Here is a 25,734-nt window from a genome sequence, read left to right as displayed (position 1 = left end):
CATGCGGAACAGACTTTTTTGACCTAGGCCTACTACCTCGCAACTTGGGTTAGCTGCTCTCTTCGTTGAAAAGCCAGCCTACTTGTGGGCTGGCTTTTTCATTGCCTTTAATCCGAAGGACGCAGTTTCCCTCCTCTGTCCGCTACTATCTTTGCACCCTATGCTTCGCTCTCCGCTCACTTGGCTTTTGCTTTTTGTTGTTTCCACGGCGCTGGCCGCTTGTTGCGGCTCGGTAGCTTGCGACTGTCAGGACTCGGTTGACGATGCTATATTCTTCAACTTCAATCTGGACCCAGCCTCACCCAACCGCTTCAAGCCCAATGAAGTGGAAACGGTTTTTCTGGTGCGGCAACTACTGCGGGACACGGCCCGCCGCCCCGTCATTGATACGGTTGCGCTTATCCGCCCCCGAGTTGATATCGGCAATAGTGTAGTGCTCAACAACACCCAACCCTTTGCCCAGCGCGGCACTCGCAAACTCAACCAGTATTCTTATATTCTCTACTTGGGCCGGCGGCGCGCCCCTACCACCAGCTTCAAAATTGATAGTATCAAGCTCCGTGACCAGCTCGACAGCGACGGCTGCTGCACCTGCAACCGCAACACGCAGAAGCTGCTTTACCTCAACGGCCGCACCACGCCGCAAGACCTCACCGACCCCACCGGCAAAGACCAGCCGGTGCCCGTAGTGCTGAGTCGATAGGCATTCGGCTGGGCCGCGCTAACGTCCGGTTGGCAGGTGATTTCGTATAGCTAAACATGCCGCAAGCTAGCTGCAATCAATTGGCTACCTTCGGTGTTGTTGCTTTTGCTATGCTGCCCGAACTCACTGTTACTCGTCCGGCCCAGGACGTTTTTCCTTTCAAGACCTCGCTTAGCTTTGAGCCTATCATTGCGTATTGGCAGGCCCGCGAAGACGACGCTAATCCCGGCGTGGCTTTGTTGGCGCGCGCTATTGGCGAGAAAGTAGCGGCGCAGGCCTGGTGCCGAGGCTCCATCACCGATATGAGCGTGCTCGACTGTGGCTGCGACCTAGTGGACACGCTCATGCTGGCCGTGTTTCCGCCCGCCTCCTTCGACTGCGACATCAGCGGCGCCATCGTGCCGTTTCAGCGCTACAGCTTCTACCACACCCCACGCTTTGCCGAAGTGCTGCTCACGAGCGCCAAAACTGTAAAGCAGCCGCTCAACATCGACGCTCATACGCTGGAAGTCAACACGGCGCGCATGGCCTACCAGCTGATTCTGGAGAAGGTATATGGTGTGCAAATGCCCCACCAAGGCGGTATTGTCTTCACTGTTCCCGATTATAGTATTGGCCTCTACCGCCACTACAGCGTCGAGTTCAACTCCACGTTTTTGCAGGTGCGCGTGGTGGGCCACAAGCCGGAACTGACCTCGGAGCAGATAGAGCAACTCACTCGCCACCCCCACCGCACCGAGCTGTGGCGGGAGCTGCTACCGCCGGAAAACTTCGAGCTGGAAGGCTTTAATATTCTGCACCTGGTGGACGTGACGGACCAGGAGATTCTCTCGGAGCTGAAGTACGACTTGCTGGAGCGCGACGTGCTACAAGCCTCCGACCGGCTGGAACAGATTCAGGAAAAGCTGCGGGTGCTGTTCAAACGGCCCTTTTTGCAGCTTGGCATTGCGGCCTATAATGACAAGAAACAAGCCTTTGTCGATTTCGGCCGCAAAATCAACCACAGCTTCCTCACCAAGCAGCTCCACAACCAGGATGCTGGCTCAGGCTTCCGGCAGATTTACAGCGAGCTGTGGCGGAACCGCCAGCCGCTGGTGCTGGAAGACGTGGAAACAGCTGCCATCCCCGAAGACCTGCGCCAGCAAATCCTGAGTATCGGCATTCGTTCGGCCATTCTGGCCTTGCTGCCCTACGGCGACGACACCGTGGGCCTGTTGGAACTAGGCTCGCCCAATGTGGGCGACTTGGATGAGTTTGACGTTGACACGGTGGCGCAGTTTATCCCGCTGTTTGCCGTGGCGGTAAAGCGCAACGCCGAAGAGATTCAGACGCGCGTGCAGTCCATCATCAAGGAGAAGTTTACGGCCATTCACCCTAGTATGGAGTGGCGCTTCACCAACGCGGCAGAGAACCTGCTACAAAAGCTGGAAGACGGCAACCGCAACGCCGAAATGGAAGACATTATCTTCCACGACGTGTACCCGCTGCACGGCTCCTCCGACATCCGGGGTTCCAGCACGGCACGCAGCGAAGCCATTCAGGGCGACTTGATTGAGCACTTGAATCTGGCCAATAAGGTGCTAAAAAAGGCCTCGGAGTTTCAGGCGCTGCCTATTCTGGATGAGCTGAAATTTTACGTCAGCAAAAACCTGCGCCGCCTACGCCAAAGCCTCATTTCGGGCGACGAGGTGAGCATCTTCGAGTCGTTGAAGTCGGAGATGGAGCCGCTGTTTAAGTACCTGAGCCAGCACACGCCGGAGCTGCGGCCCGTCATCAACGAGTATTGGTCGAATATTGACCCGGAGCTGGGCATTCTCTACAAGCGCCGCAAGGCATTCGAGCAAAGCACCACCCTTCTCAACGACGCCGTGAGCGACTACCTCGACGAAGAAGAGGAAAAGGCCCAGCAGATGTACCCGCACTATTTCCAGCGCTTCAAAACCGATGGCGTGGAGTATAACATTTACGTGGGCGGCTCGCTGGTAGAAAACAAGCCTTTTGATTTGGTATTCCTGAAAAACCTGCGCCTGTGGCAGCTCCTGACGATGGTGGAAATTACGCGCCGCACCACCGCTCTCAAGCCCAAGCTGCCGGTCCCGCTCGACACCACGCAGCTCATTCTCATTCACAGCCAGCCGCTGGCTATTCGCTTCCGCCAAGATGAGCGCCAGTTCGACGTGGACGGCGCCTACAACATCCGGTACGAAATCATCAAGAAGCGCATCGATAAAGCCACTGTGCAAGGCTCCGGTGAGCGCCTAACCCAGCCCGGTCACATTGCCTTAGTCTATTCGCAGCAACGCGAAGCCGACGAGTATCTTGAATACCTCGACTACCTCCAGGACCGTGGCCTGCTCGAACCCGAAATTGAAGAGCTGGAACTCGAAGAGTTGCAAGGCGTGAAAGGCTTGCTGGCCCTGCGCGTGAAAGTGAAGCTGAGCTGAAGAACGAATTTTCCTAACAGCCCAAGCCCCGGAGGGGCGATATATGGGTAGTAAAGAGTTGGCACCAAAACCCAAAGCCCCGGCGGGGCGGCACCAATCGTTAGGTGTCGCCCGACCGGGGCTTTGGGTTTCTTATATGGCGCGAGGCTACCAATATGCCGCCGCGCTGCGGCTATAGTTCATCACCTAATTACCTAAAGGTGGCATGTCTTTCGGCCATTCTGCCCGCCAAAAAAGTAGGCAGACTCGATCATTAGGCAATTCTTCATCCCTCATTCTTCATTCCTAATTATCACCTGCTCCCGCCACCACAGCCTTAGTGCCGTGCGGACCAGGATCAGCCAGAGCAGGCCGGCGGCGAAGCCGGCTAGCACGTCGGTGGCGTAGTGGACGTGCAGGTAGATGCGGGTGAGGCCGATGAGAACGGCCCACAGCACTAGCAATACGGCCCAAATGGAGTGCCGGCCATGGCGCCACAGCAGCCAGGCCAGGCACCCGTAGAGTGCCATGCCAATCATGGCGTGGCCGCTGGGGAAGCTCAGGCCTATTTGCGGCATCAAAGCCGAGCTGGGCCGCAGCCGGTGGAAATAGGTTTTGAGCAGTTGATTGAACAGCGAAGCGCCCGCCACGGCCAGAAACACTTCCAGCGCCTCGCGCCGCCGGCCCACCCAGCGTAGCACTAGCGGCCCCAATATGCCCGCCGCCACGAGAAAAGGAAACGAAGCGAAGAAGGTAATGAAGCTCGCTACGTGGGTGAGCGGCGGCCAGCTCGCGCGCAACACGTCCATCTGCCCGAAAGCCCAATCATCAAGTTGGGCGGAGTGCGCCACGAATACCACGCGCGTGAGGTAGAAAAACAGCAGCAGCGACGCCAGAAACACGCCGCTCACCAGCAGTACTTCTATGGTGAGGAAGCTCAGAAAGGAAAGCAGGCGGGCCGGAAGGTTTTTCATGAAGTGTAGCTTGCTCCGCAGTATACGCAGTTGGCTTTGTTTGATTCTTGCTGGCTTCTGTCTGGTTCTATCCCGCCAGCCCCACGCCCTAAACCCGCCCCACCGCCCCCGAAGCTCCGTCCACAACGCCCAACGCAGCGAAATTAGCTAGTGGATGGACCTTCGGTTGCTATAGTTAGAGCTTCGGATGCTACAGATAGACCTTCGGATGCTACCGCTGAAGCTTCGGTGGCTATAGTTACAGCTTCGGGTGATACCGGCGGACCTTCGGACGCTATAGATGGAGCTTTGGGGGCCGGGGTGGCGGCGTAGAGTGGAGTGGGGAGCAGTCCGGAACCGCCTATTCCGGGCAGAAGCGAAGGGCCAGCGAAAAATATTTCGCGGGAAGCTGTAACCTTCACTAGAAGGCGAAGTTTCCACGCCCGAATACGCCCTCACCTCCTCACCGGCTCTGCTTGAACATACTTACCGACAATGCACTCATGCTACAAGTGAAGGCCGGCCAGGTCGATAAGATGGGCCTGCTCTTCGAGCGCTATCATCGGCCGCTGTTTGCGTTTTTCTACCACTCCAACGGCAACTCTACGGCCAGTGAGGACCTGGTGCAGAACGTATTCTACCGGATGCTGAAATACCGCCACACCTTCAACGGTGAGGGCGAGTTTCGAACCTGGATGTACCACCTCGCGCGCAACGTGCTAGCCGATGCCGCGAAGAAAGACAAACCCTCGGCCCATCACCAGGACATCGACGATTGGGCCGAGAAAATTGCGGGCGGGCCGGCAGCCGACGCCAGTCTGCAACAAACCCAGGATGTAGCGCTCCTCCACCAAGCCATGGCCCAGCTCAGCGCCGACCAGCGGGAAGTACTGGTGCTGAGCCGCTTCCAGGAAATGAAATACGAGCAGATAGCGCAACTGCTCGACACGACGGTAGGAGCCGTGAAGGTGCGCGCGCACCGGGCCCTGAATCAATTGAAAGACATCTACTTGAAACTGGAAAATGGAAGGAAAGTCCGTGAAGTGTGAGGGCGTACAAGAGGAGCTGATGGACTGGCTGGCTGGCAACTTACCAGCCGCCGAGCACCACACCATAGAAGCGCACCTGGCCCAGTGCCCTGCCTGCCAGCAGGAACTAGCCACCGTGCAGCGGCTCTGGCAGGCCATGCACGCCGTAACGGTACCCGAGCCGAGCGAGCAGCTGCGCCCGCGCTTCTATAGCATGCTGGCTGAATTCCAGGCCGCCGAGCAGCGCAAGCAGCGCTACTCTTTGGCGGCCCTGGTACAACGGCTGCGCGACTGGTGGCAGCCAGTCTACGCCGTCCGCCTAGCTTACAGCCTCGCTCTACTAGTGATGGGGCTAGTGGCGGGCTATAGCCTGAGCAACCGCGCGGAGACGTCGGGGCCGGAGCCGCGGCAACTAGCCGCCAATCAGCCCCAAAACGCGCAGCAAGTGCAGCTATTGGAGTTGTTGGCCGATCCTTCGGCGGTGCAGCGGCTGCGCGCCGTCAGCTACGCCGAAGAAGTGGCTCCTACCAACGAGCGAGTGGTGGCGGCCTTGCTGAGCACGCTCAACCAAGACCCCAACGTGAACGTGCGTCTGGCTTCGCTGGAAGTATTGGCCAGCCTCACCCAGGACCCCGTGGTGCGCCAGGGCCTGGTGCGGTCCTTGGCGCAGCAAGAGTCGCCGCTGGTGCAGTCGGCGCTGGCCGATGTGATGGTGCAGTTGCAGGAACGCCGCTCGGTGCGGCCCTTGCGCAAGCTCTTGCAGCAGGAAAACCTAAACGAGCAGGTGAAAGACAAAATCGAACAAAGCATTGAGTCCTTGTCGACTGACCGGGCTCCCCAACCTTCAACCTACCATGAAAACCACAACGATACTCCGCCTGATCTGGGCACTACTGTGGCTGCCTAGCTGCGCGCTCTACGCCCAGGACCGCGAAGCCACGGAAAAAATCAGCCGCGAACTGACGCTCACCGGCGACGTAGCCAACAGCACGCTGGCGCTTTACAACATCTTCGGCTCCGTGACGGTGCAGGGCTACAACGGCAAAACGGTGGTGGTGGAAGCCACAAAAACCATAAAGGCCGACGACGCGCAAACCCTGGAGCAAGGCAAGAAAGAAGCCCAGCTAGGCTTCGAGCAGCGCGGCGACAGTGTAATAGTGTACCTGCAAGGCCCCCAAGACTCGCGCCCCCGCCGCAACCGAAACTGGGATAACCGGGATATTGAGTACCACTACAATTTCGACATCGTGGTGAAAGTGCCGGCCACCATGCGCGTCAGCGTATCGACGGTGAATGGCGGCAAGGTGCTGGTGCAGGACGTGACGGGGCCGCTACGAGCCCGCAACGTGAACGGCGACGTTACCATCAAAAACGCCCGCCAAGCCACGCTGGCCCATACCGTGAACGGCGATGTGGAGGTGAGCTACGCCGCGGCCCCCACGCAGGCAGCTTCCTACCACACCATCAACGGCAACATTTTGGTGAGCTACCCGAGCAACGTGTCGGCGGACCTTTATTTCAAGAGCATGCACGGAGAGATGTTCACCGACTTTCCGCAGGCCGAGCTGCTGCCGGCCCGCGTGACGCAGAACCAGCAGCGCAACGGCGACGGCACCAAGTACAAACTCAGCAAAGAGACGGCCGTGCGGCTGGGCAAGGGCGGTACCGATTACCGCTTCGAAACCATCAACGGCAACGTCACCATCAAACAGCAAACCCGATGAACAAGATACTTTTCAAAACCCTGCTGGCTCTGCTCTTTCTGGCGTGGGTCCGGCCCCTGGCGGCCCAGCAGAGCAGCAAAGAACAGCTGGTGGTGGCGCTTAGCGCTCCTGGCAAGCCCGGCACGCTGCACCTGAAACTCGTGCGAGGTTCCATCCGGGTGGAAGGCTACAGCGGCAAAGACGTGGTAATTAATGTGGGCAACCGCTCCAGCAAGGATGATGACGATGATGACCGGGGGTCTCGCTCGGAAGACAACACCAGCGGGATGCGGCGGATTTCTAGAGTCAATGGCATGGATGTAACAGCGCAGGAAAAGGACAACCACGTGTACGTCCGCACCCAAAACCCCAATCAAACCGTCGACTTCACCATTAAAGTACCGCAGCGGTTTTCGCTGCAACTCGGCACGGTAAACGACGGGAATATTGTGGTGGAAAACGTAAGCGGCGAATTGGAAGTGTCGAACGTGAACGGCTCCATTCGGCTCGAAGAGGTGGCGGGTTCGGCGGTGCTGAGCACGGTGAACGGCGCTGTGTCGGCCAAGTTCAAAGATGTCACGGCGAGTGCGCCCATGGCCTTTTCTAGCGTGAACGGCAAGATAGACGTGACGCTCCCGGCCAAAGTCAAAGCCGATTTGAAGCTCAAATCTGACAGGGGCGAGATATACAGCGACTTCGACCTGAGCGTGGACAGCAACACGCCCAAAGTAACCCGCACGGCCAAAGACGGCACCTACCGCTTAAGCCAGGACAGCTGGACCTCCGGCAAGGTGGGCGGCGGCGGCGCGGAGTTCATGATGAAAACGCTGAACGGCAACATCTACATCCGCAAAACCAAATAGTTCGCCAGAAAGCCATCTGTACCACCTCCCGGTCTGCTGGCTCTTCGCCAGCTGACCGGGGAATTACTCTCCACTACTCATGGCGCTTTCTGGCGAGTCGGCCGGGCTCGTTCCCTCTTTGGGAGGCTTCCAGCCAGCCGGCAACGCGAGTTTCGCTTGCTCTCGCTCGCTGACGAAAACAAAAAAGCCGATCCAAAAATGGATCGGCTTTGTGCGCTCGGAGAGACTCGAACTCTCACACCTTTCGGAACTGCCGCCTGAAGACAGCGCGTCTACCAATTTCGCCACAAGCGCGGCTTATTTCTCAAACGGCCTCCCGCTGGGGAAGCCGTTTGATGCTGCAAAGATAGAAACAAGTTGAGGCGTTAGACAAGTTTTGCTTTAAAAAAGCCGATTATTTCTTCGCTAAAAAGCTTTTAATACGGCCTATTCAGGCTGTTTTTCAGAGGATTGCGCCTGTTTTTTGAAGCGGATTTTTGCGTTATTTTCCACTTGTTTCAACACCGGAATAGCCACTAGCAGCCACACCAATCCCGCCGTGAAGCCAGCCAGCACATCGGTGGCGTAGTGCACTCGCAAGTAGATGCGAGTAAGGCCAATAAGTAGAATCAGAGTGACTAAACCGGCCGTAAGCAGCCACCGTAGCCAGAGGCGCTGCACGTGGGTTTGCACCAAGTACACGAGTAGACCGTAGAACGAAGCCGAAATCATGGCGTGGCCGCTCGGGAAGCTCAGGCCCGAGGCGGACACCAACGGCAGCAAGGGCCGTGGCCGGTGGTAAAACTGCTTCAGCACCAGATTGAGCGTGATGCTGCCTAGCGCCACTACCGGCACCAACAGCGAGTACCAGCGGTGCCGCTGGCGGTGCAAAAACCAGACGATGAGCACGCAGCCCGCCACCGTAATGAAGTTGCGCGAGGCGAAAAACGTAACGGCTTCCACCCACTGTTGGCGCGGCCCCAGCAGTTCCCGCGCCCACCGAAAGGCTGCCGCATCGAAAGTGGCCGCGTCTTGGTCGAACACCTCTCGGCCCAGCGCTAGAAAGCCCACCACTCCCAGCACGCCGAGCAGCAGCGTAATGGCGAATTCAGTGATGAACAGCGTGAGTCTAACCAGCAGACGACGCAGGGCGTGGGTCATAGAAGGAAATCTAGCGTAAGCTTGTGTTGAACAGGAAGAATTCCATCACACATATTAACCAGCCCGCCGCCAGCCAAACCGACCATTTCGATTATCGTGCAGCAGCCCGATATACATACGGAACAAGCTGGGTATCTCAGATGTGCTATTCGTGGCACAAACTACAATATGCTGCACTCTCCGCCCGATTCTGGCTTTGACCGAGTAGCCGCCTTCTACGACCCGCTAGCTAGGCTCGTTTACGGACCAGCCTTGCAGAACGCCCAGCGGGCGGCCTTGGCAGCCGGTTTGCCACCAGGCGCGCCGCGGCTACTCGTAGCGGGGGGCGGTACGGGCTGGGTATTGATGGAGGTGTTACGCCACCGGCCGCAAGCGCGCGTGCTGTACCTAGAAGCCTCGCCGCAAATGCTGGCTAAGTCGCGCGCTACGCTGGTGCGGCAACTCCCCGCGGCTCTAGCGCAAGTGGAATTTCAACTCGGCACCGAAGCCAACCTAACCCCAACCGACACGTTCGACGCCGTTGTTACCTTCTTCCTGCTCGATCTATTTGAGCCCGTGCGTCTTCGCAGCCTTATAGAACGACTTAATGCTGCTCGCCAGCCTAGCGCACCCTGGCTGCTGACCGACTTCGCGCCGCCGCAGAACTGGTGGCAAAGGTGGCTACTAGCCTTGATGTACGGCTTTTTCCGGCTTACCACCGGCATTAGCGCCCGCCACCTGCCCCCCATTCATTCCGAGCTAGCCCGCTTAGGTTTGCGCCCCGGCAGTGAAGCCCATTTCTTCAGGGGCATGGTGGAAGCCGCAGTGTGGCGCCCTGCTGATACTTCTTAAGACAGTGGATTTTCGTGATTGATGCCGCCTCAAACTGTCAGGGTTAGTGGGCGGTATCCTGCTCAGTGGCAGAGTAGCGCGGAAATCTGTTCTGCACACGAGCCGCAGGCGAGTTCCTCCGCGTTGAGGCAAGTAGCGCAGTACCGGATACTCGCTTCGCTCGTCGCGAAACGGATTTTCGCGCTACTGTTCATCGACCTGCTAGCTTACTTGCTACATTCGTGGTCTTTCTCCATCACGAAATCTTCGATGCGTAAAACTGCTGCTCTGCTTCTTTTGGCGCTGCCGCTGGCTTTCAGCCGGCCCGTGGCGGCTCAGGTTCCGGTCGTTTATAAAGTAGCTTTCCCTAATGCGGTGCACCACGAAGCGCGCATCAGCGTCACGTTCACGGAAGTGGCGGCCGGGCCGCTGTCGGTGCGTATGGCGCGTTCTTCGCCTGGCCGCTACGCGCTGCACGAATTCGCTAAGAACGTGTACGATGTGCAGGCCACCAACTCCCAAGGCAAGCAGCTATCCATCACGCGCCCCGACCCTTACGGCTGGGACGTGACAGGCCACGATGGCACGGTCATTTTCACGTACACCTTGTTCGGCGACCGGACCGACGGCACTTACGCGGGCATCGACAGCCGCAACGCCCACCTCAACATGCCCGCCACTCTGGCTTTCGCACGGGGAATGGAGCAGCGCCCGGCCGAGGTGAAGTTTGACTTGCCCGCTGGCTGGACGGCCGCCACGCAACTGCGGCCCGGCGCCACGCCCGGCACGTACCTGGCTCCGCACCTACAATACCTCATGGATTCGCCTACTTCCCTGGGGCCGCAAAAAGTGCGCACTTGGCAGGAGCGCGGCAAAACCATCGAATTACAAGTGCTGCACGAAGGCACCGACGCTGAGCTAGACGCCTACACCGCACAAACAAAGAAAGTAGTGAAGGAGGCCGCTGCCATCTTTGGCAGCTTGCCCGATTACGATTTCGGGCGCTACACCTTCATTGCCAACTACCTGCCCCAGACTAGCTCCGACGGGATGGAGCACCGCAATTCCACTTCGCTCACCAGCAACCGTCCTCTGCGCGGCCCAGGGGTTCTTACCAACCTGGGCACCGTGGCGCACGAGTTTTTCCACGGCTGGAACGTGGAACGGATTCGTCCGCAGGACTTGGAGCCGTTTGATTTCGAGCGGGCCAACATCAGCAGCGGACTCTGGTTTGCGGAGGGTTTCACGCAGTATTACGGCCAGTTGCTCTTGCGCCGCGCCGGGGCCTACACCGATGAGCAATACTATCAGGAAGCCGCGGGGCCGCTGGTAAATGCCATGCTCAACTCGCCGGGCGCGGCCCGTTACTCGCCCGTCTACATGAGCCAGCAGGCGCCCTTCGTAGATGCCGCCGCCGCCATCGACCCTAACAACCGTCAGAATACCTACCTCAGCTACTACTACATTGGTGGGGCCAACGCGCTGGCGCTGGACTTGCTGTTGCGTCAGAACTTCAAAACCGACCTCGATGCCTACATGCGTGCCGTGTGGGAGCAGCATGGCAAAGCCCAGCACGATTACGCGCCAGCTCGGCCCTATACGGTGCCGGATTTACAGCGTATTCTGGGCGAAGTAGCCAAAGATACGGCCTTCGCGGGGCGGTTCTTCCGCAACCACATCTACGGCCATGAGCTATCGAAATTTGAGGAGCTGCTAGCCCCGGCGGGGCTACAAGTGCGCAAAGCCCGCGCCGGCCAGGCCAGTCTGGGCCTCAATCGTCTGCAATTTCTACCCGACAGCAGCGGCGCCGTATTGCCCGGTTCATCCCTCATCGGCAGTCCGCTCTACACCGCAGGCATCGACCGCGAAGACGTGTTGCTCAAGCTCGATAACCGGCCGCTCAAGCAAGCCAAGGTGCTCCAGCAACTCCTGGCCCAACACAAGCCCGGCGACGTGGTGCCCGTAGAGGTGCGCGCCCGCGAAGGTGTGCGCACTGTGCAGGTCACCCTCCAGGAAGACCCCACGCTGGAAGTGGTGCCGCTGCCTTCCCCAACCCGCAAGCAGCTGGCATTTCGGAAGGCTTGGCTGAATGGCAAGGCAAAGTAAAGCGCAATAATTTATCTGCTGCCCAACTGGCTCTCCCCTAAAAAAGCCCCTTCCAATACGTGTGGAAGGGGCTTTTCCGTGGCTTATTAACTACTGACGCTAGGTACAGGAATCAGTAATGTAGCCCCGGCGGGACGGCATATTGGTAGAAACACTGACTGTAAAAAGCATTTCAAGCCCCATCGGGGCGACACCTGCTTGACCGAGTGTCGCCCCGATGGGGCTTGAACCAACAAGTATAGCTGGTAATTCTACCGATATGCCGCCCCGCCGGGGCTATACACTACCTGTTTCGCAACTGCCAGCACATAGCTACCGCCGCCGGCCGAACAGGCGCAGCAGGAATAGGAAGAGGTTGATGAAATCCAGGTAAAGCGTGAGGGCGCCGAGTACGGCGGCTTTGCGGTCCATATCCTCGTCTTCGTAGCCGAGGAAAGCCAGGCCCTTTACTTTCTGCGTGTCGTAGGCGGTGAGGGCCGTGAAGAGCAGCACGCCCACAAAGCTCGTAATCCAATAGAATATGGAATTAGCCCAGAACAGGTTGACTACCGAGGCGATGATGAGACCCACCAAGCCCATGAACAGTAGATTGCCCCAGCGCGAAAGGTCGGTGCGGGTGACGTAGCCGTAGAGACTCATCACGCCGAAAGTGCCGCCCGTAATGAACAACGTAGAGCTTATCGACTCGCTGGTGTAGATCATGAAGATGAAACCCAGCGTGAGGCCGTTGAGCAGCGAGTAGCCCATGAAAGCTGCCGTAGTAGTGCCCGCCGACCAGTCGAAAGCTTTGCGCGACAGGAAGCCAACCACCAGCAGCTCCGCCAGCAAGAGACCCAGAAATACGAAACGGTTGCCGAATATGAGCTGCTGCAAGGTGGCCGACGCGCCGACGGCCATTGCTACGGCGCCGCTCATGGCCAGGGCGCCCGCCATCCAGCCGTACACCTGCGTCATGAACCGCGAAACGACCAGCGAAGCTTCTTCCGGCGACAGCACAATTTGCGGTTGCTGCGGCTCCAGTGGATTTTCAGAAGTAAGATCTTCCATAGATAGAAATGGGTTGAAGAGTGAAGTCGGGGCAAATTACTGGTTTATACCGTGCCAACCTAAAAGCCCGACGTGCCACACCTGACAGGTCCACGGACCTGTCAGGTATTCGTTGCTGACACCCGCCCCGCTCCGGTTAGTAATGGCTCGGTTCGGCGTCGGGCAGCGAAAACCTAAGAGGTCTGCGGACCTGTTAGGTTGCCCCTACCTTTGCGCCATGCCCGCCCCCGACCGTCGCCTGCCCCACATCTACCTCATCATCCTCATCGACGTGATTGTGGGCGCGGCTATTGGGCCCGTGATGCCGGAGTTTGTGCGTGGGCTGCCGCAGCCGCAGCTGTGGCTTTCAGTCGGGACGGGGCTGTTTCTGGGGGTGCAGCTGTTTTCGGCGCCGGTGCTGGGGCGGCTCAGTGATGGCTACGGGCGGCGGCCCATCTTCGTTTTATCGGCGGTGGGTACGCTGCTAGCTAATGTGCTGCTACTGCCGGTGCGGGCCGGATTGTTTTTCGTGAACCGCGCCTCCGACGGCCTCACCAACGGCATGTACGCCACCGTCCGCTCCGCCATCACCGACATTTCACCCAAGGAGCGGCTGTTCAAAAACCTCGGCATTGAAGGCGCTATTATTTCGTTGGGCTTTGTAATTGGGCCGATGGTGTCGGGCGTGCTGCTCACGACGCTGCACGTGCCGCCGGGCCACGAAGCGGCGTACGTGGTGCGGCTGGCCGTGGCGCTGGCGGCTCTGAACGTGCTGCTGAGTCTGTTTCTGGGCGAAACCCACCTTCAGCGCAACGGTGTACGCGGCGCCGAGCTGCGCAACGAGTTGGCACTGGCGCTCAACCCGCTCACGCTCTGGGCTCGGCTGCGCGACAAAGACGCCGCCACGCCCGGCATCCGCCGCATCGTGCTCACGCAGGTGGCGCTTACGCTCAGCACCGGGTACTATTTCTACATGGTGCCCTTCATCAGCCTGGGGCCGCTGCGCATGGACGCCCGCGCCATTTCTTACTTTTTCATGTGTTTTGGGGCGCTGAGCGTGGGGCTGAACTACGTGTTCTACACTTACTTCGCCGACCGGATAAACCAACGCCGGGCCATTGTGTGGCTGGCGGCGCTGGGCGTTCCGGTGCTGGCCGCCTACGGCCTAATGGGTTCCTCGCTGCTGACGATGTACGTGCTGGTCGTGTTCGATTGCCTCACGCTTTCTCTCATCCAAGGCTTGCTGGAAGGCCTGCTCGCCCAGCGCACCACCGACGTTGACCGGGGCGAGATTTTCGGGCTGAACCAGGCGTTCCAGGGGTTGGCCAGTTTCGCCACTACACTGGTATTTGGGGCACTGTCGGTACTGGATTTGCGGCTGCCTTGGGCATGGTTTGCGTTGTGTCTGGCGGTGGTGGCCTGGCTGGCAGGGCGCGGTAGCCGCTAGCAGGGAGACATGAGACGGTGAGACATGAGAAGTGAGACAGACGGATGGATGCACCAAGCGGACTAGAGCCAAGACTAGCTCCCCTCCTTTTTCAAGGAGGGGTTGGGGGTGGTTGACCATCATTGAACGTCCCTAAAAACTAGCTTTACTAATCGTTCTGGCGTCATCAACCACCCTTAGCCTCTCCTTAGATGAGGAGGGAAACTAGCTTTAAAATCACTTCGCGACTTGGTCTGTCTATCGGATTCTCACGCCAGCAGATTTACGCTGTTCTTACTGGCGGCTGTGCACTCCCGGCCATGCTGCCAGCGGCATTTCGCGGATCAAGCCTTATCTTTTCATCGGCAAGGCACTCTGGGTGCCACCTTTTCGTTTGGCTTCGTATCAGTCTAGTGCTGGCTGTTTCTGAAATCTATGCTTCGTCTTTCTATTTTCCTGGCGAGTTTGCTGCTGGCTGGCACTGCCGCCGCCCAAACTACGCCCGTCGCCACGAGCCTGCGGGCACCTGCTGCCTCTTTGCCGGGCGTGCTGGGGCCGCGGCAGACCTTTCGCGTCAACGCCGGCTTCCTGACGGCCGGCCGCCTCGGCACGGCCTCCTACCTCAGCCCAGAAGCGGCGTATCGGCTCACCAACCGCCTCACACTATTCACTGGCCTCACTTACGTGCGCGCCACGCCCGGCATCCTCAATTACCCAACCTACGCGCTTGATGACCGTACGCAGGCTACCTGGGCTGGCACCAACCACTACTTCGTGCAGGCCGGCGCGCAGTACGCCGTATCGCCGCGGCTGGCTCTCACCGGCACCGCTTGGAAAGATCTATCAACCGGATTACCCAGAGGGCCCATCGTAAATCCCTACGCGGGTTTCACCGGCAACATGGGCTCCGGCATGAGCCTGCGCGCCGACTATATGGTTACGGAGCACCTCTCGATTTCGGGCGGGCTACGAGTTTCGAATGGCACAACGGGTCTGCCCGGAAGTGGCTTCGCGCCATTTTATACGCCAGGTCTGCCCTAGTATTCCGCCAACTTATTCTTTCCCTAATCAAAAGGCCCACTGATTAAATCAGCGGGCCTTTTGATTGATGCATGGAAGTAGCGCGGAAATCTGTTCTGCGTACGAGCAAAGCGGGTTCCTACGCGGTGGCGCAAATAGCGCGGTAGTGCATACTCGCCTATGGCTCGTGCGCGAAACGGGTTTCCGCACTACAGTGCTCTAGTACGAAACTCCGAACGTGCCCCGGTCGGCGTAGTAGTACTGGTTGGTGCCGCCGGTGCCACCGCTCCAGGTGCTGAGGTTGAAAGTATTGGTACCGGTGCTGGTGCCCGCCACTTTGTAGACCTTCACGGCCTGCTTGGCGCGGTACCAGTCTAAGGAGCTACCACTGACGCACCGCTCCGGCGTGTTGCTGCTGCCGTTTTGTTGCAGGAAAAACGCCAGTCCAGTGCCAAACACCTTGGCTGTACCATTGGGCTCGATGCAAACGGCCGTTTCCTCATCAGTGCCTATACCACGCGCCAGCACGCCATTATCCTTGCTGGTACGGGCCATGAAGGTGAGTAGCCGACCCCGACGGTCGGGATTGTTGAAGTGGGTGTCTACCACCGTGTTGCCGAGGTAGGGGTTGTTGAGGAAGTCGTTGCCGCCCAGCGTCATGTCGCTGTTGTAAGGATTAGCTAGGGCCTGCGCCGAGGTTACGCTGTTGTTGAGGGCACTGTAATAGATGCTGCCCTCGATGGCACTGCCGGCGCTGGTACCGCCAATGGGGCACTGCTTGGTATTGCGCAGGTAGTTTAGTGCATCTTCCACTTTGGTGTCCTTCCAGAAGTTGACGTAGTTGGCCTGATTGCCCCCGGAAATAAATACAGCCTCCGCGCCCCGGATTTTGGCTTCCACTTCCGGATCGTTGGCGAGGGTGCGGGAGTTGATGAGCAGCGTTTCACAGGAATTAACGCCGCCCAAACCGTAGATGTAGCTGTTGTAGGCATCGGTGCCGGTGGCGCGCAGCACCAGGAAGTCGCCGCCGCCGGACTTGGTTATCATCCACTGAATGGCTGCATCGACATCAGGACCGCCGCCCATGAGGACGGTGCCGCCGGCCGTGGTGCGGGTTACGTCGGCCGCATCGCCGACTAGGCCGAGCGAGCCGGTTGCGTTGGTGGTGGCAGTGGCCGAAGGCGCGGGCACCGCTTCATTCTGGTGTTGCTGGCAGGCGGCAGCGCCGAGCAAGGCCGAAGCCAGGAGAAAAGAAGAAAGCTTCATAGGGGTTGGTTGGGGAGTTTGGTGAGGTGAAAAAAGAGCAGACTGGCAACCGCGCCGCGCTATATAGCGGCGGGCTACCTCCGACAAGGTACTGGATTATTCCGGGCAGCCTTCCCGGCTTTGCACTGTTCCCAGGCTTTGTCGTTTCTTTGGTCTCCGCCTTTCCTCTCTCCGTCCTATGGCTTCTGCCCCGCATTTCGCCCGCAACCCGCAGCTGCGCACCATCAAGCCCAACTATCCTGGCAACAAGATGATAGGCCAGGAATATTGTAACGGCGAAGAACTGTACGAGCCCTCGTTTGGCACCGTTCTTAAGTGGCAGCTCAGTCAAAATCCTCAGAAAGAAGAAAAGAAAGCCGATACCTGGGTGCCGGAGGTGGTGGATTGCACTGCGTTTTTGCAAAGCTCCGCCGAAGGCTTGGTGTGGCTGGGGCACGCAACCTTTCTGCTGCGGGTGGCGGGCATCACGCTGCTCTTCGATCCGCTGCTGTTTTCGTCGGTGGGGCTGCGCCGCCGCCACGCCCTGCCCTGCCGCCCCGAGGACCTCATCAACATCAATTTCCTGCTACTCAGCCACGGCCACCGCGACCATCTGGACGAGCAATCCATTCGGCTGCTGGCCCGCCAGAATCCGCAGCTGCTCACCCTGACTTCGCTGAGCATGACGCCTTTGCTGCGCGGCATGGTATCGGGCCTGAAGGTGCAGGAAGCCGGCTGGTGGCAGCAGTACGACCTCGGCGAAAACGCACCGTTTGAGCTATTCTACCTGCCCGCGTCCCACTGGCACCGTCGTGGCCTTTTCGACCTCAACACCGTGCTCTGGGGCTCTTTCCTGCTCCGCCTGCCCGATGGCCGCACTATCTACTTCGCCGGCGACACGGCGATGGGTGACCATTTCGAGCAGATCGAGAAGCAGTTTGGGCCGCTGGATACTGTGCTCATGCCCATTGGCGCCTACAAGCCGCCGTACATGATGCAGCTCAGCCACGTGAATCCGCACGAAGCCGCCAAAGCCACCAACCTGCTCCGCGCCGGCCACGTGGTACCCATGCACCACGGCACCTTCGACCTGAGCGACGAGCCGGCCTCGGAGCCAGTGCGGGAGCTGCAAACCGTAGCACACGGCGGCATGTTGCGCGCCGAACTGCACGTGCCGGCCGTGGGCGAAGTGCTGCGCTGGCAGGACTGGGAGTGAGTTATTAGTGCTTAGTTGGTAGTGCTTGGTGCTTAGTTGTTGGCTTTTCGTTTTTGGTTGTTGATTTTTTGGTGGCTGTGGTTGATGGTTGCCAATTGTTGGCGCCAAGGTGGTAGCTTCGGAGCCGTTTTGCTGCTGCCTCAGCAACCAGCCCCAGTTCACCAGCTAAGCACCACGCCCCAAGCACTAGGCACTAGGCACTAAGCACTACCACCTAAGCACTAACCAAAAAATGTCCCCCACCCTCATCCTGAGCCTGATTGCGGGCTATTTTGTCGTTCTCATCATCATTTCGATTCTGACGTCGCGCAAGGCGACGAGCGAGTCGTTTTTTATTGCCAACCGCAACGCGCCCTGGTACATGGTGGCCTTCGCCATGATAGGCACCTCGCTTTCCGGCGTCACGTTCATTTCCATTCCGGGCATGGTGGCCTCGCAAAGTTGGAGCTACATGGCCGTGGTGCTGGGCTACATCGTGGGCTATCTGGTGATTGGAACCGTGCTCATGCCCATGTACTACCGGCTGCGGCTCGTGAGTATCTACACGTATCTGGAGCAACGATTTGGGTTTTGGAGCTATAAGACCGGGGCGTTTTTCTTCCTGATTTCGAGGGCCGTGGGGGCGGCGTTTCGGCTGTTTCTGGTGGCGGGCGTGCTGCAACTGGCCGTGTTCGACGGGCTGGGCGTGCCGTTTGCCGTCACGGTCAGCATTAGCATTTTGCTGATCTACCTCTACACCTTCCGCGGCGGCCTCAAAACCATTCTCTGGACCGATACTTTCCAGACCATGGCCATGCTCGTGTGCGTGGGCGTGAGCATCTACCTCATGGCCGACGAGTTGAACCTGGGCTTTGCGGGGCTGGTAAAAACGGTCAAGGAAAGCACCATGTCGCAGATCTACTTCTCCGACCCGCGCGACGATAAGTTCTTCTGGAAGCAGTTTGCTTCGGGCGCCTTCATCACCATCGTCATGACTGGCCTCGACCAGGATTTGATGCAGAAGAACCTGAGCTGCCGCAACCTCGGCGACGCGCAGAAAAATATGTTCTGGTTCACTATCGCCATCGTGATAGTGAACGTGTTCTTCCTGTCGCTGGGCGTGCTGCTGTACCAGTACGCGGCGGCCAAAGGCATTGCGCTGCCTACCAACCCCGCAACTGGTAAGGTCGTCGGCGACAATGTGTTTCCGCTGCTGGCCACTACTCACTTCACGCTCTTCGCGGGCATCGTATTCATTCTGGGCATCATCGCCGTCACGTACGCCTCCGCCGATTCGGCCCTAACGGCTCTTACCACCTCGTTTTGCGTGGACATGCTCGATATCAAACAGTACGATGAAACCAAGCAGAAGCGCCTGCGCCAGCTCACCCACTTCGGTTTCTCGCTGGTCCTGATTGTGATTATCCTCATTTTCCGCGCCATCAACGACCAAAGCGTCATCACGGCGGTCTTCAAGGCGGCGGGCTATACTTACGGGCCGCTGCTGGGGCTGTACTCGTTTGGCCTGTTCACAAAGCGCGGCATCCAGGACCGGCTGGTATTGCCAGTGTGCCTTGCTACGCCGCTCCTCACTTACTTCATCAACGCTAACTCTAAAGCGTGGTGGGGCTACGAGTTCGGCTTTGAAATTTTAATTCTGAACGGTCTGCTCACCTTCGTTGGACTGCTGGCCATTTCGCGGGAGCGAACTGCGGCCGAATTGAACCCTGCTGTATAGGACATGTTTAGGAGGATGCAGCGTACCTTTGCACTGTAGCGTGGTGCGCTTTGTGCCATGAAAATCCGTTTCCTGACAAGCCAGACGAGTATTCGGTGCCGCCCCAGTTGCGCTGCCACTTAGGCAATCGTTTGTTGCTCGTCGCGAAGCGAGTTTTCGCGCTGCTTCCATCCTATGAAACACCTGTTCTTCTTGCTGCTACTCCTCGCAACGGCCGACTTGGCCCGAGCTCAACAGCCAGCACCAACCAAGCAGCCCATTGAATTGAAAGCGGGCCGTATGCAAGCCCAGGCTCGCCCGGCCGCCAACCGTCCCGATGTGCCGCCGCAGTTTCCGGGCGGCGCGCAGGCAATGGGCGCTTTTTTTCGGGAGAACGTAAAGTATCCCGAGTCTGCGCGCGTCAAAAGCCTCACTGGCAACGTGGAAGTAACCGCGACGGTGCAAGCCGACGGCCGCCTCGCCAACCCAGTAGTAGCCAAATCGCTTTCCCCGGAGTGCGATGCCGAAGCACTTCGCGTGTTGGCTCTAATGCCCGCCTGGAAGCCCGCCACTCGCAAGGGCGAGCCGGTGCCCGTGCAAGTCCGCTTGCCCGTACCCTTCGGCAACGCGGCAACGCTGAAAGTGGAGCAGGGCAAAACGAAATTTGAATAAATTTTAAGACATGAGAGATGAGACATGAGAAGTGAGATTTTGTTCAAAATAGTCCCAGCGATGCCAGAACACAGTCTCACTCCTCATGTCTCACCTCTCACTTCTCACCCAGGATGGCCCGAAGTGGATTGAATACAAGCGGCACTGGCCCTGAGTCAGAGCCCGAAAAGAAGAAGCTCAACAAAGAAAGTTTTCAGCGCGGGCTGCGGATTTTCCGCTTCACGCTGCCCTACCGGGGCAAGTTTGTGGTAGGGCTGCTGCTATTGGCGCTCAGCACCAGCACGTTTCTGGCGTTTCCGTGGGTGGCCGGCAAGCTCGTCGATGCCGCCAACCACAAGGCTGTCGTCATGCCCGGCGGCTTGGCGCTGAACATCGACCGAATTGCGCTGTTGCTCTTCGCCGTGATTCTGATGCAGGGCTTTTTCTCGTTTGGGCGCATCTGGTTTTTCACGCAGGTGAGTGAGTTCACGGTGCGCGACATTCGCCGGGCGCTTTACGAGAAATTCATGCGTCTGCCCATTCCGTTCTACGAAACGCACCGCGTGGGCGAAATCACCTCGCGCATTACCACCGATGTAGCGCAGATTCAGGACACGTTTTCGCTCACGCTGGCCGAGTTCTTCCGCCAGATCGTGACGCTCATTGGCAGCACGGTGTTCATCATGGTAAGCAGCATGCGGCTGTCGCTGTTTATGCTGGCCACGTTTCCGCTGATTGTGGGGCTGGTACTCGTATTTGGGCGCAACATCCGCAAGCTTTCCCGCAACACGCAGGACGAGTTAGCCAAGACCAACATCATCGTGGAAGAAACGCTGCAAGCCATTAACACGGTGAAGGCGTTTACCAACGAACTGTTTGAAGTAGGCCGCTACAACTTCTCGCTGAACCGGGCGGTGCAAGCGGCGCTACGCGGCAATATGTACCGCGGCGCTTTCGTGTCGTTTGTGATTATCGGCTTGTTTGGCGGCATCATTCTGGTGCTCTGGCGCGGTGCTTCGCTGGTATTTGCCGGCGAGCTGACGCAGGGACAATTGGTGTCGTTTATCATTTACACTGGCTTCGTAGGCGCTTCAGTAGGTGGCCTGGGCGAAATGTACGGTAAAGTGCAAAGTACGCTCGGCGCCTCGGAGCGCATTCTCGAAATCCTCGACGAGCCTACCGAGCCCACACACCTGCCCCGCACCGCTGGTCTCGCGCCGCTGGAAATACGCGGCAACATCGACTACTGTAGTGTGGCTTTCCGTTATCCCACCCGCCCCGATCTGGCGGTGCTCAAAGACATCAGCTTCGACATTCAGGCCGGCGAGAAGATTGCGCTGGTGGGCCCATCGGGCGCCGGCAAGTCTACTATCGTGCAGCTGCTCATGCAGTTTTATGAGCTGAGCGGCGGCCAGATTCTCGTGGATGGCCGCGACGTGCAACAGTACGACCTCACCGAGCTACGCCGCCACATCGGCATTGTGCCGCAGGAAACTATCTTGTTCGGGGGCAGTATCCGAGAAAACATTGCCTACGGCAAAACCGACGCTACCGACCAGGAAATCATTCAGGCAGCGCGCAAAGCCAATGCCTGGCAATTCATAGAGTCTTTCCCCGAAGGGTTGGACACGTTGGTAGGCGAGCGGGGCATTAAGCTTTCCGGTGGGCAGCGCCAGCGCGTGGCCATTGCCCGTGCCATCCTGAAAAACCCCGCCATCCTCATCCTCGACGAAGCCACCTCTTCTCTCGACTCGGAGAGCGAAAAGCTGGTGCAGCAGGCCATGGATGAGCTGATGCAGAACCGCACCAGCATCATCATCGCTCACCGCCTCAGCACCATCCGCAAAGTCGACAAGATCCTCGTCATCGACAATGGCCGCATCGTAGAACAAGGCACCCACGAAGAACTCGCCCATAACGACAACGGCCTCTACGCGAATCTACTGAAGCTACAGTTCGAGCTTTCGTAGTGCCTGAACTGTCAGTTCACTTCTTTGGGCCAATCCAATTGCAATCGGATTGATGCTGTTCTTCTAGGTCCGGTAGGCAACAATGAAAACCTAACAGATCAAAAAGGCTGTTAGGCTTTGTTTTCCGTACAATTGCTTCCATCACGCGCCAATTTGCAGCTTGGTTGCCGTTGCCTATGTCCATCACCCGTCTCAAACAACGTCTGGCTTTGCTCTCGCTCGTGGTGAGCGTGGTGTTGGTGCTGGTGAAATTCTACGCCTACTTCCTGACCCGTTCTCAAGCCGTTCTGACCGATGCACTGGAGTCCATCATCAACGTGGTAGCCAGCGGATTCGCGCTTTACAGCGTGTATCTGGCTAGCCTCCCCAAAGACGAAAACCACCCCTACGGACACGGCAAGATTGAGCACTTGTCGGTGGGGTTTGAGGGCGGGCTGATTTTGATGGCGGGCGGCTACATTTTCTACTCGGCGGTGAGGTCATTTTTCTTCCCGCACGCGCTGGAGCAGCCCGGCTGGGGTATGACGCTGCTGGCAGGCACGGCCCTCGTGAATCTGGTAGTCGGCTTTGTGCTGATTAGGGCTGGGCGGCAGCACCATTCGCCCACGTTGGTTGGGGATGGACAGCATTTGTACCTGGATGCAGTGAGCACGCTCGTGTCGTGCTTGGCGCTGCTGCTGGTGCTGCTCACGGGCCGCGTCTTGTTCGACTCCGTGGCTTCGGTGCTACTCGGTTTGTTTATCGTGGTGAATGGCTTCCGCATGGTGCGCCGCTCGGTAGGCGGGCTCATGGACGAATCGGATGTGAAAACCGTAGCACGCGTGATTCAGGAGTTGCAGCAGCACCGCCAGCCTTCCTGGATTGACGTGCACAACCTGCGCGTGCTGCGTTACGGCGCCAACCTGCACATTGACTGCCACATGACCATGCCCTACTATTTCAGCCTCGACGAAATCCACACCGAGCTGCACCGCATTGAGGAGTTCATTCAGAGTCGGTTTGAAGTAGATGTCGAAATGTTCGTGCACGCTGACCCGTGCAACTTTTCCGCCTGCTCACACTGCCACATGCCCGAATGCCCGGTGCGTCATCATCCGTTCAGCCAGGAAATTTCCTGGACCGTAGCCAACGCTATGAAGAACGAGCGCCACCAACTGGTAGAGTAGAAAGCTTTCTGGTAGATCATGCGGCTCATCTTATATAGTGATGGCCGTGAAGCTCAACTTCATATTTCGGCATATTCCATTGGCTTCTCCTCTAGCCCTCCTAGCTCCCGGCGTCACGATGACGACCGATGAATTTGTGGCCGTGAACTTCCGGCTCTGGCTGCGGCAGCCCGCCACTCGCCGCAACCACTGGATTTTGGGCGCCGCACTGCTGCTGCTCAGTACAAGTGTGGGACTGGATATAGTGAGGACAGGGCATGTTAGTAACCGGAAGACGCTGGCTTTTCTAGCAGTGGGCGGGCTTTATGGCTTATTGCGCAAGAGTCTAGTGCGCTATCAGTTGCGGCGCGGCTACTCGCGTAATTCTGTGTTGCGCGAACCAACCAATTTTTTCTTCGCAGCCGACGTATTACGCGGCCAAAGCGCCACTGGTGGCTTCGAGATACCCTGGGCTAAAGTGCGACGCGCGGTGTGGGTCCGCCCCAATTGGCTGCTCCTCTACCCCAACGAAACGGGCTGCTTCTACGTGGACCTGCGGCACCTGCAAGCACCTGCTACGCCAGATGATTTAATGGCCATATTGCGCGACCAGCAGATTACAGTGCGGGAAGTATAGGAGACCGTATTTTGAGTAAAACAATTAGCTTTAAATAGTTGCATCTTTCTAACCACAACCTTCCTAGCGATGACCCGTCATGGCTTATATCCCAAAGTATCCGCAGCTGCGCCATTATTCTCGCCCGATTCTCATGCTGCCCGACATGGCTCCGTTAGCAGGTGTAGTGTTTCTACTGGTTACCTTTTTCATGTTGACAAATCATCTTCATCTTGCTTGGCCTGAACCTAATGTTGAAATGCCATCAGCTCAGCCAGAAAGAGGCTGCATGATAGAAAAACACCTACAACATCACGATCAGCAAGGATAATCGCATCTTTTTTTCTGTAACAGACGAAATGTTTCAGATAGATATCATTGAACAGGTAGCAGCTAAACACAACATTAGGTTCACGGAGGGGCAGAAGAAAGAACTACGAAAACTACCCTACATCGGCATGAGTATACAGCAGATGGCAGAATATGCTACTGCATCCCGATTCCAACGTTATGCGCTAATGAAGACAGGAGTACCTTTTAGATCGAGCGATAATCAGTTGATTGAGTATGTGAATGAGACGCGCGATTTCTATCGCTCACGAAATAAGCCTTATACTTTTTGTGCGATCAGAGCCGATGGGAAAATACCCTTTGCTGAATTTAAGAAGGTCCAGGCGGCGTTACAGAAGCTAGGCATCACTCGTTATCATCTAATCACGAACCGGGAAAAGTGGATAGAACGGTAGCAAAAGCGTGCTCTTATCGCTGCTTTTGAAGGCTTTCCACTCATCACCCACTAGAACCTTTCCCTGTCGTTATAATATCCCAGCGGACGCCGAGCTTGCAAATGCGCGCATCGATGATATCGAGCTGAATTTGGAGATATTAGGCAGGCCTAATAATACCGGCCCAGCCGGCCTACCCAAGCGCCCGGCAGCTTTTGCTGCCGGGCGCTTGTGGGCATGGCTTTGCTTAGAATCTGGGCTGTCCGGGGGTTTTCGCTACTTTTACAGCCTCCAATCTTCCTCTCACCTTTCCTTTATGATGACGACTCTTCTCACGTCTTCTTCCCGTACCCTGGGCGCGACATTGCTGGTAGGCGGCCTGCTGCTGAGTGCCAGCACTCAAGCCCAAATTGCCACGCCAGCCGCCAGTCCCAAAAGCACCATCACGCAACGTGTGGGCCTCACCGAAGTAACCGTGACCTACTCGCGACCTAGCGCCAAAGGCCGCGCCGTTTTCGGGACGTTGGTACCGTTTGGCAAACGTTGGCGCACTGGAGCCAATGCTACTACCACTATCAAATTCTCTGATGAGGTAACGGTAGAAGGCAAAAAAGTACCAGCTGGTGAGTACGGCATCTACACCATTCCGAACAAGACGGAATGGACCGTCGTGTTCAACAAAAGCACCAAGCAAGGCGCCGACGTGGACGGTTTCAAAGACGACCAGGATGTGGCTCGCTTTACCATCAAGCCGTACAAGCTAACCAGCAAAGTAGAAGCCTTCACCATCAACTTCGCTGACCTCACCCCCGCCACCGCTAACGTAGACATGCAGTGGGAACTGACCGGTGCGAAGTTTAAAATAGCCGCCGACGTGGAGCCCAAAGTAATGGCTCAGATTGACGAGAAAGTGGTTAAAAACGCTGCCCCCGCCGCCAACGACCTCGCCGCCGCCGCCGTGTATTACTACGACACCGATAAGGATCTGAAGCAGGCACTGGCCTGGATGCAGAAAGCCAACGAGAAAGACGCCAAGTTCTGGAACGTGCACACGGAAGCTAAAATCCGGATGAAGATGAAGGACTACAAAGGCGCCCTCACCGCCGCCGAACAGTCGCGCACCCTGGCTCTGGCCGCCAAGAATGCCGACTATGTAAAGATGAACGAGGACGTCATCATCGAAGCCAAAAAGAACGGCGCGAAGTAGTACAAGCTTCACTTGCGTTGCGTTCTGCCAGTTTCGAAACAACACAAAAACACCTCCTGCTG

22 protein-coding genes and 1 tRNA gene are annotated in these 25,734 nt (G+C 57.7%); 18 read left to right on the top strand and 5 right to left on the bottom strand.

Going from position 1 to position 25,734, the window contains the following annotated elements; translation table 11 throughout:
• Window positions 1-160: 160 nt before the first annotated feature.
• Window positions 161-703 carry a hypothetical protein gene (locus tag ACYSMN_RS24400; RefSeq protein WP_488926546.1) on the top strand — a complete coding sequence of 181 codons (543 nt, stop codon included), beginning with the start codon at window positions 161-163 and terminating at the stop codon, window positions 701-703.
• Window positions 704-813: 110 nt separating this feature from the next.
• Window positions 814-3,147 carry a GAF domain-containing protein gene (locus ACYSMN_RS24395; RefSeq protein WP_488926545.1) on the top strand — a complete coding sequence of 778 codons (2,334 nt, stop codon included), beginning with the start codon at window positions 814-816 and terminating at the stop codon, window positions 3,145-3,147.
• A 272-nt stretch (window positions 3,148-3,419) separates the two neighbouring features.
• On the opposite strand, the gene ACYSMN_RS24390 is transcribed toward ACYSMN_RS24395, so the two are convergent.
• The gene (locus tag ACYSMN_RS24390; RefSeq protein ID WP_488926544.1) at window positions 3,420-4,100 is read right to left on the bottom strand and encodes a phosphatase PAP2 family protein; all 681 of its coding nucleotides are present in this window, start codon (window positions 4,098-4,100) and stop codon (window positions 3,420-3,422) included.
• 455 nt (window positions 4,101-4,555) lie between these two features.
• Between ACYSMN_RS24390 and ACYSMN_RS24385 the strand changes: the two genes are divergently transcribed.
• Genes ACYSMN_RS24385 through ACYSMN_RS24370 form a run of 4 tightly spaced genes read left to right on the top strand, consistent with a single transcriptional unit; the run spans window position 4,556 to window position 7,673 of the window.
• On the top strand, window positions 4,556-5,128 hold the full coding sequence (locus tag ACYSMN_RS24385) for an RNA polymerase sigma factor (protein WP_488926543.1): 573 nt from the start codon (window positions 4,556-4,558) through the stop codon (window positions 5,126-5,128).
• Window positions 5,103-6,014 (top strand): HEAT repeat domain-containing protein, encoded by a 912-nt coding sequence (locus ACYSMN_RS24380; RefSeq protein WP_488926542.1) that lies wholly within the window; start codon window positions 5,103-5,105, stop codon window positions 6,012-6,014. The genes ACYSMN_RS24385 and ACYSMN_RS24380 overlap by 26 nt, the downstream gene beginning before the upstream one ends.
• Window positions 5,962-6,831 carry a DUF4097 family beta strand repeat-containing protein gene (locus ACYSMN_RS24375; RefSeq protein ID WP_488926541.1) on the top strand — a complete coding sequence of 290 codons (870 nt, stop codon included), beginning with the start codon at window positions 5,962-5,964 and terminating at the stop codon, window positions 6,829-6,831. Before ACYSMN_RS24380 ends, ACYSMN_RS24375 begins: the two co-directional genes overlap by 53 nt.
• Complete coding sequence (locus ACYSMN_RS24370; protein ID WP_488926540.1) at window positions 6,828-7,673, top strand: DUF4097 family beta strand repeat-containing protein; 846 nt, start codon at window positions 6,828-6,830, stop codon at window positions 7,671-7,673. Before ACYSMN_RS24375 ends, ACYSMN_RS24370 begins: the two co-directional genes overlap by 4 nt.
• Before the next feature lie 212 nt (window positions 7,674-7,885).
• Here the strand turns inward: ACYSMN_RS24370 and ACYSMN_RS24365 are convergent.
• Both ACYSMN_RS24365 and ACYSMN_RS24360 read right to left on the bottom strand, forming a co-directional pair.
• Window positions 7,886-7,967 (bottom strand) — tRNA-Leu (locus ACYSMN_RS24365).
• A 132-nt stretch (window positions 7,968-8,099) separates the two neighbouring features.
• Window positions 8,100-8,813, bottom strand: coding sequence for a phosphatase PAP2 family protein (locus ACYSMN_RS24360; RefSeq protein ID WP_488926539.1), 714 nt, complete (start codon window positions 8,811-8,813; stop codon window positions 8,100-8,102).
• A gap of 168 nt (window positions 8,814-8,981) precedes the next feature.
• Here ACYSMN_RS24360 and ACYSMN_RS24355 point away from each other — a divergent pair, with 168 nt between their 5' ends.
• Window positions 8,982-9,644: a class I SAM-dependent methyltransferase gene (locus ACYSMN_RS24355; protein ID WP_488926538.1), complete on the top strand. Its 663-nt coding sequence runs from the start codon at window positions 8,982-8,984 to the stop codon at window positions 9,642-9,644.
• Between the two features lie 249 nt (window positions 9,645-9,893).
• Window positions 9,894-11,729: a M61 family metallopeptidase gene (locus ACYSMN_RS24350; RefSeq protein WP_488926537.1), complete on the top strand. Its 1,836-nt coding sequence runs from the start codon at window positions 9,894-9,896 to the stop codon at window positions 11,727-11,729.
• Between the two features lie 312 nt (window positions 11,730-12,041).
• On the opposite strand, the gene ACYSMN_RS24345 is transcribed toward ACYSMN_RS24350, so the two are convergent.
• Window positions 12,042-12,776 (bottom strand): Bax inhibitor-1/YccA family protein, encoded by a 735-nt coding sequence (locus ACYSMN_RS24345; protein ID WP_488926536.1) that lies wholly within the window; start codon window positions 12,774-12,776, stop codon window positions 12,042-12,044.
• A gap of 217 nt (window positions 12,777-12,993) precedes the next feature.
• On the opposite strand from ACYSMN_RS24345, the gene ACYSMN_RS24340 reads away from it, so the two are divergent.
• Both ACYSMN_RS24340 and ACYSMN_RS24335 read left to right on the top strand, forming a co-directional pair.
• Window positions 12,994-14,202: an MFS transporter gene (locus ACYSMN_RS24340; protein WP_488926535.1), complete on the top strand. Its 1,209-nt coding sequence runs from the start codon at window positions 12,994-12,996 to the stop codon at window positions 14,200-14,202.
• A 414-nt stretch (window positions 14,203-14,616) separates the two neighbouring features.
• Window positions 14,617-15,222, top strand: coding sequence for a hypothetical protein (locus tag ACYSMN_RS24335; RefSeq protein WP_488926534.1), 606 nt, complete (start codon window positions 14,617-14,619; stop codon window positions 15,220-15,222).
• A 198-nt stretch (window positions 15,223-15,420) separates the two neighbouring features.
• On the opposite strand, the gene ACYSMN_RS24330 is transcribed toward ACYSMN_RS24335, so the two are convergent.
• Window positions 15,421-16,467, bottom strand: a complete 1,047-nt coding sequence (locus ACYSMN_RS24330) for a cyanophycinase (protein ID WP_488926533.1) — start codon at window positions 16,465-16,467, stop codon at window positions 15,421-15,423.
• Between the two features lie 178 nt (window positions 16,468-16,645).
• On the opposite strand from ACYSMN_RS24330, the gene ACYSMN_RS24325 reads away from it, so the two are divergent.
• From ACYSMN_RS24325 to ACYSMN_RS24290, 8 genes are all read left to right on the top strand, one after another.
• Window positions 16,646-17,662 carry an MBL fold metallo-hydrolase gene (locus tag ACYSMN_RS24325; RefSeq protein WP_488926532.1) on the top strand — a complete coding sequence of 339 codons (1,017 nt, stop codon included), beginning with the start codon at window positions 16,646-16,648 and terminating at the stop codon, window positions 17,660-17,662.
• 232 nt (window positions 17,663-17,894) lie between these two features.
• Complete coding sequence (locus ACYSMN_RS24320) at window positions 17,895-19,379, top strand: sodium:solute symporter (RefSeq protein WP_488926531.1); 1,485 nt, start codon at window positions 17,895-17,897, stop codon at window positions 19,377-19,379.
• Between the two features lie 174 nt (window positions 19,380-19,553).
• Window positions 19,554-20,030 (top strand): energy transducer TonB, encoded by a 477-nt coding sequence (locus ACYSMN_RS24315; protein ID WP_488926530.1) that lies wholly within the window; start codon window positions 19,554-19,556, stop codon window positions 20,028-20,030.
• 113 nt (window positions 20,031-20,143) lie between these two features.
• Window positions 20,144-21,979 carry an ABC transporter ATP-binding protein gene (locus ACYSMN_RS24310; RefSeq protein WP_488926529.1) on the top strand — a complete coding sequence of 612 codons (1,836 nt, stop codon included), beginning with the start codon at window positions 20,144-20,146 and terminating at the stop codon, window positions 21,977-21,979.
• Between the two features lie 176 nt (window positions 21,980-22,155).
• Entirely contained in the window at window positions 22,156-23,145 is a 990-nt protein-coding gene (locus tag ACYSMN_RS24305) for a cation diffusion facilitator family transporter (RefSeq protein ID WP_488926528.1), read from the top strand.
• A gap of 79 nt (window positions 23,146-23,224) precedes the next feature.
• Window positions 23,225-23,761 carry a hypothetical protein gene (locus ACYSMN_RS24300; RefSeq protein WP_488926527.1) on the top strand — a complete coding sequence of 179 codons (537 nt, stop codon included), beginning with the start codon at window positions 23,225-23,227 and terminating at the stop codon, window positions 23,759-23,761.
• A 338-nt stretch (window positions 23,762-24,099) separates the two neighbouring features.
• A complete protein-coding gene (locus tag ACYSMN_RS24295; protein ID WP_488926526.1) occupies window positions 24,100-24,486 on the top strand; it encodes an ExbD/TolR family protein in 387 nt (128 codons plus the stop codon).
• A gap of 295 nt (window positions 24,487-24,781) precedes the next feature.
• A complete protein-coding gene (locus ACYSMN_RS24290; protein ID WP_488926525.1) occupies window positions 24,782-25,672 on the top strand; it encodes a DUF2911 domain-containing protein in 891 nt (296 codons plus the stop codon).
• Window positions 25,673-25,734: the final 62 nt, after the last annotated feature.

The sequence above is a fragment of the Hymenobacter sp. M1-2 genome, assembly GCF_057808495.1.
The sequence above is the reverse complement of the archived record's forward strand: the minus strand, read 5'-3'. Positions and strand labels throughout refer to the sequence as shown.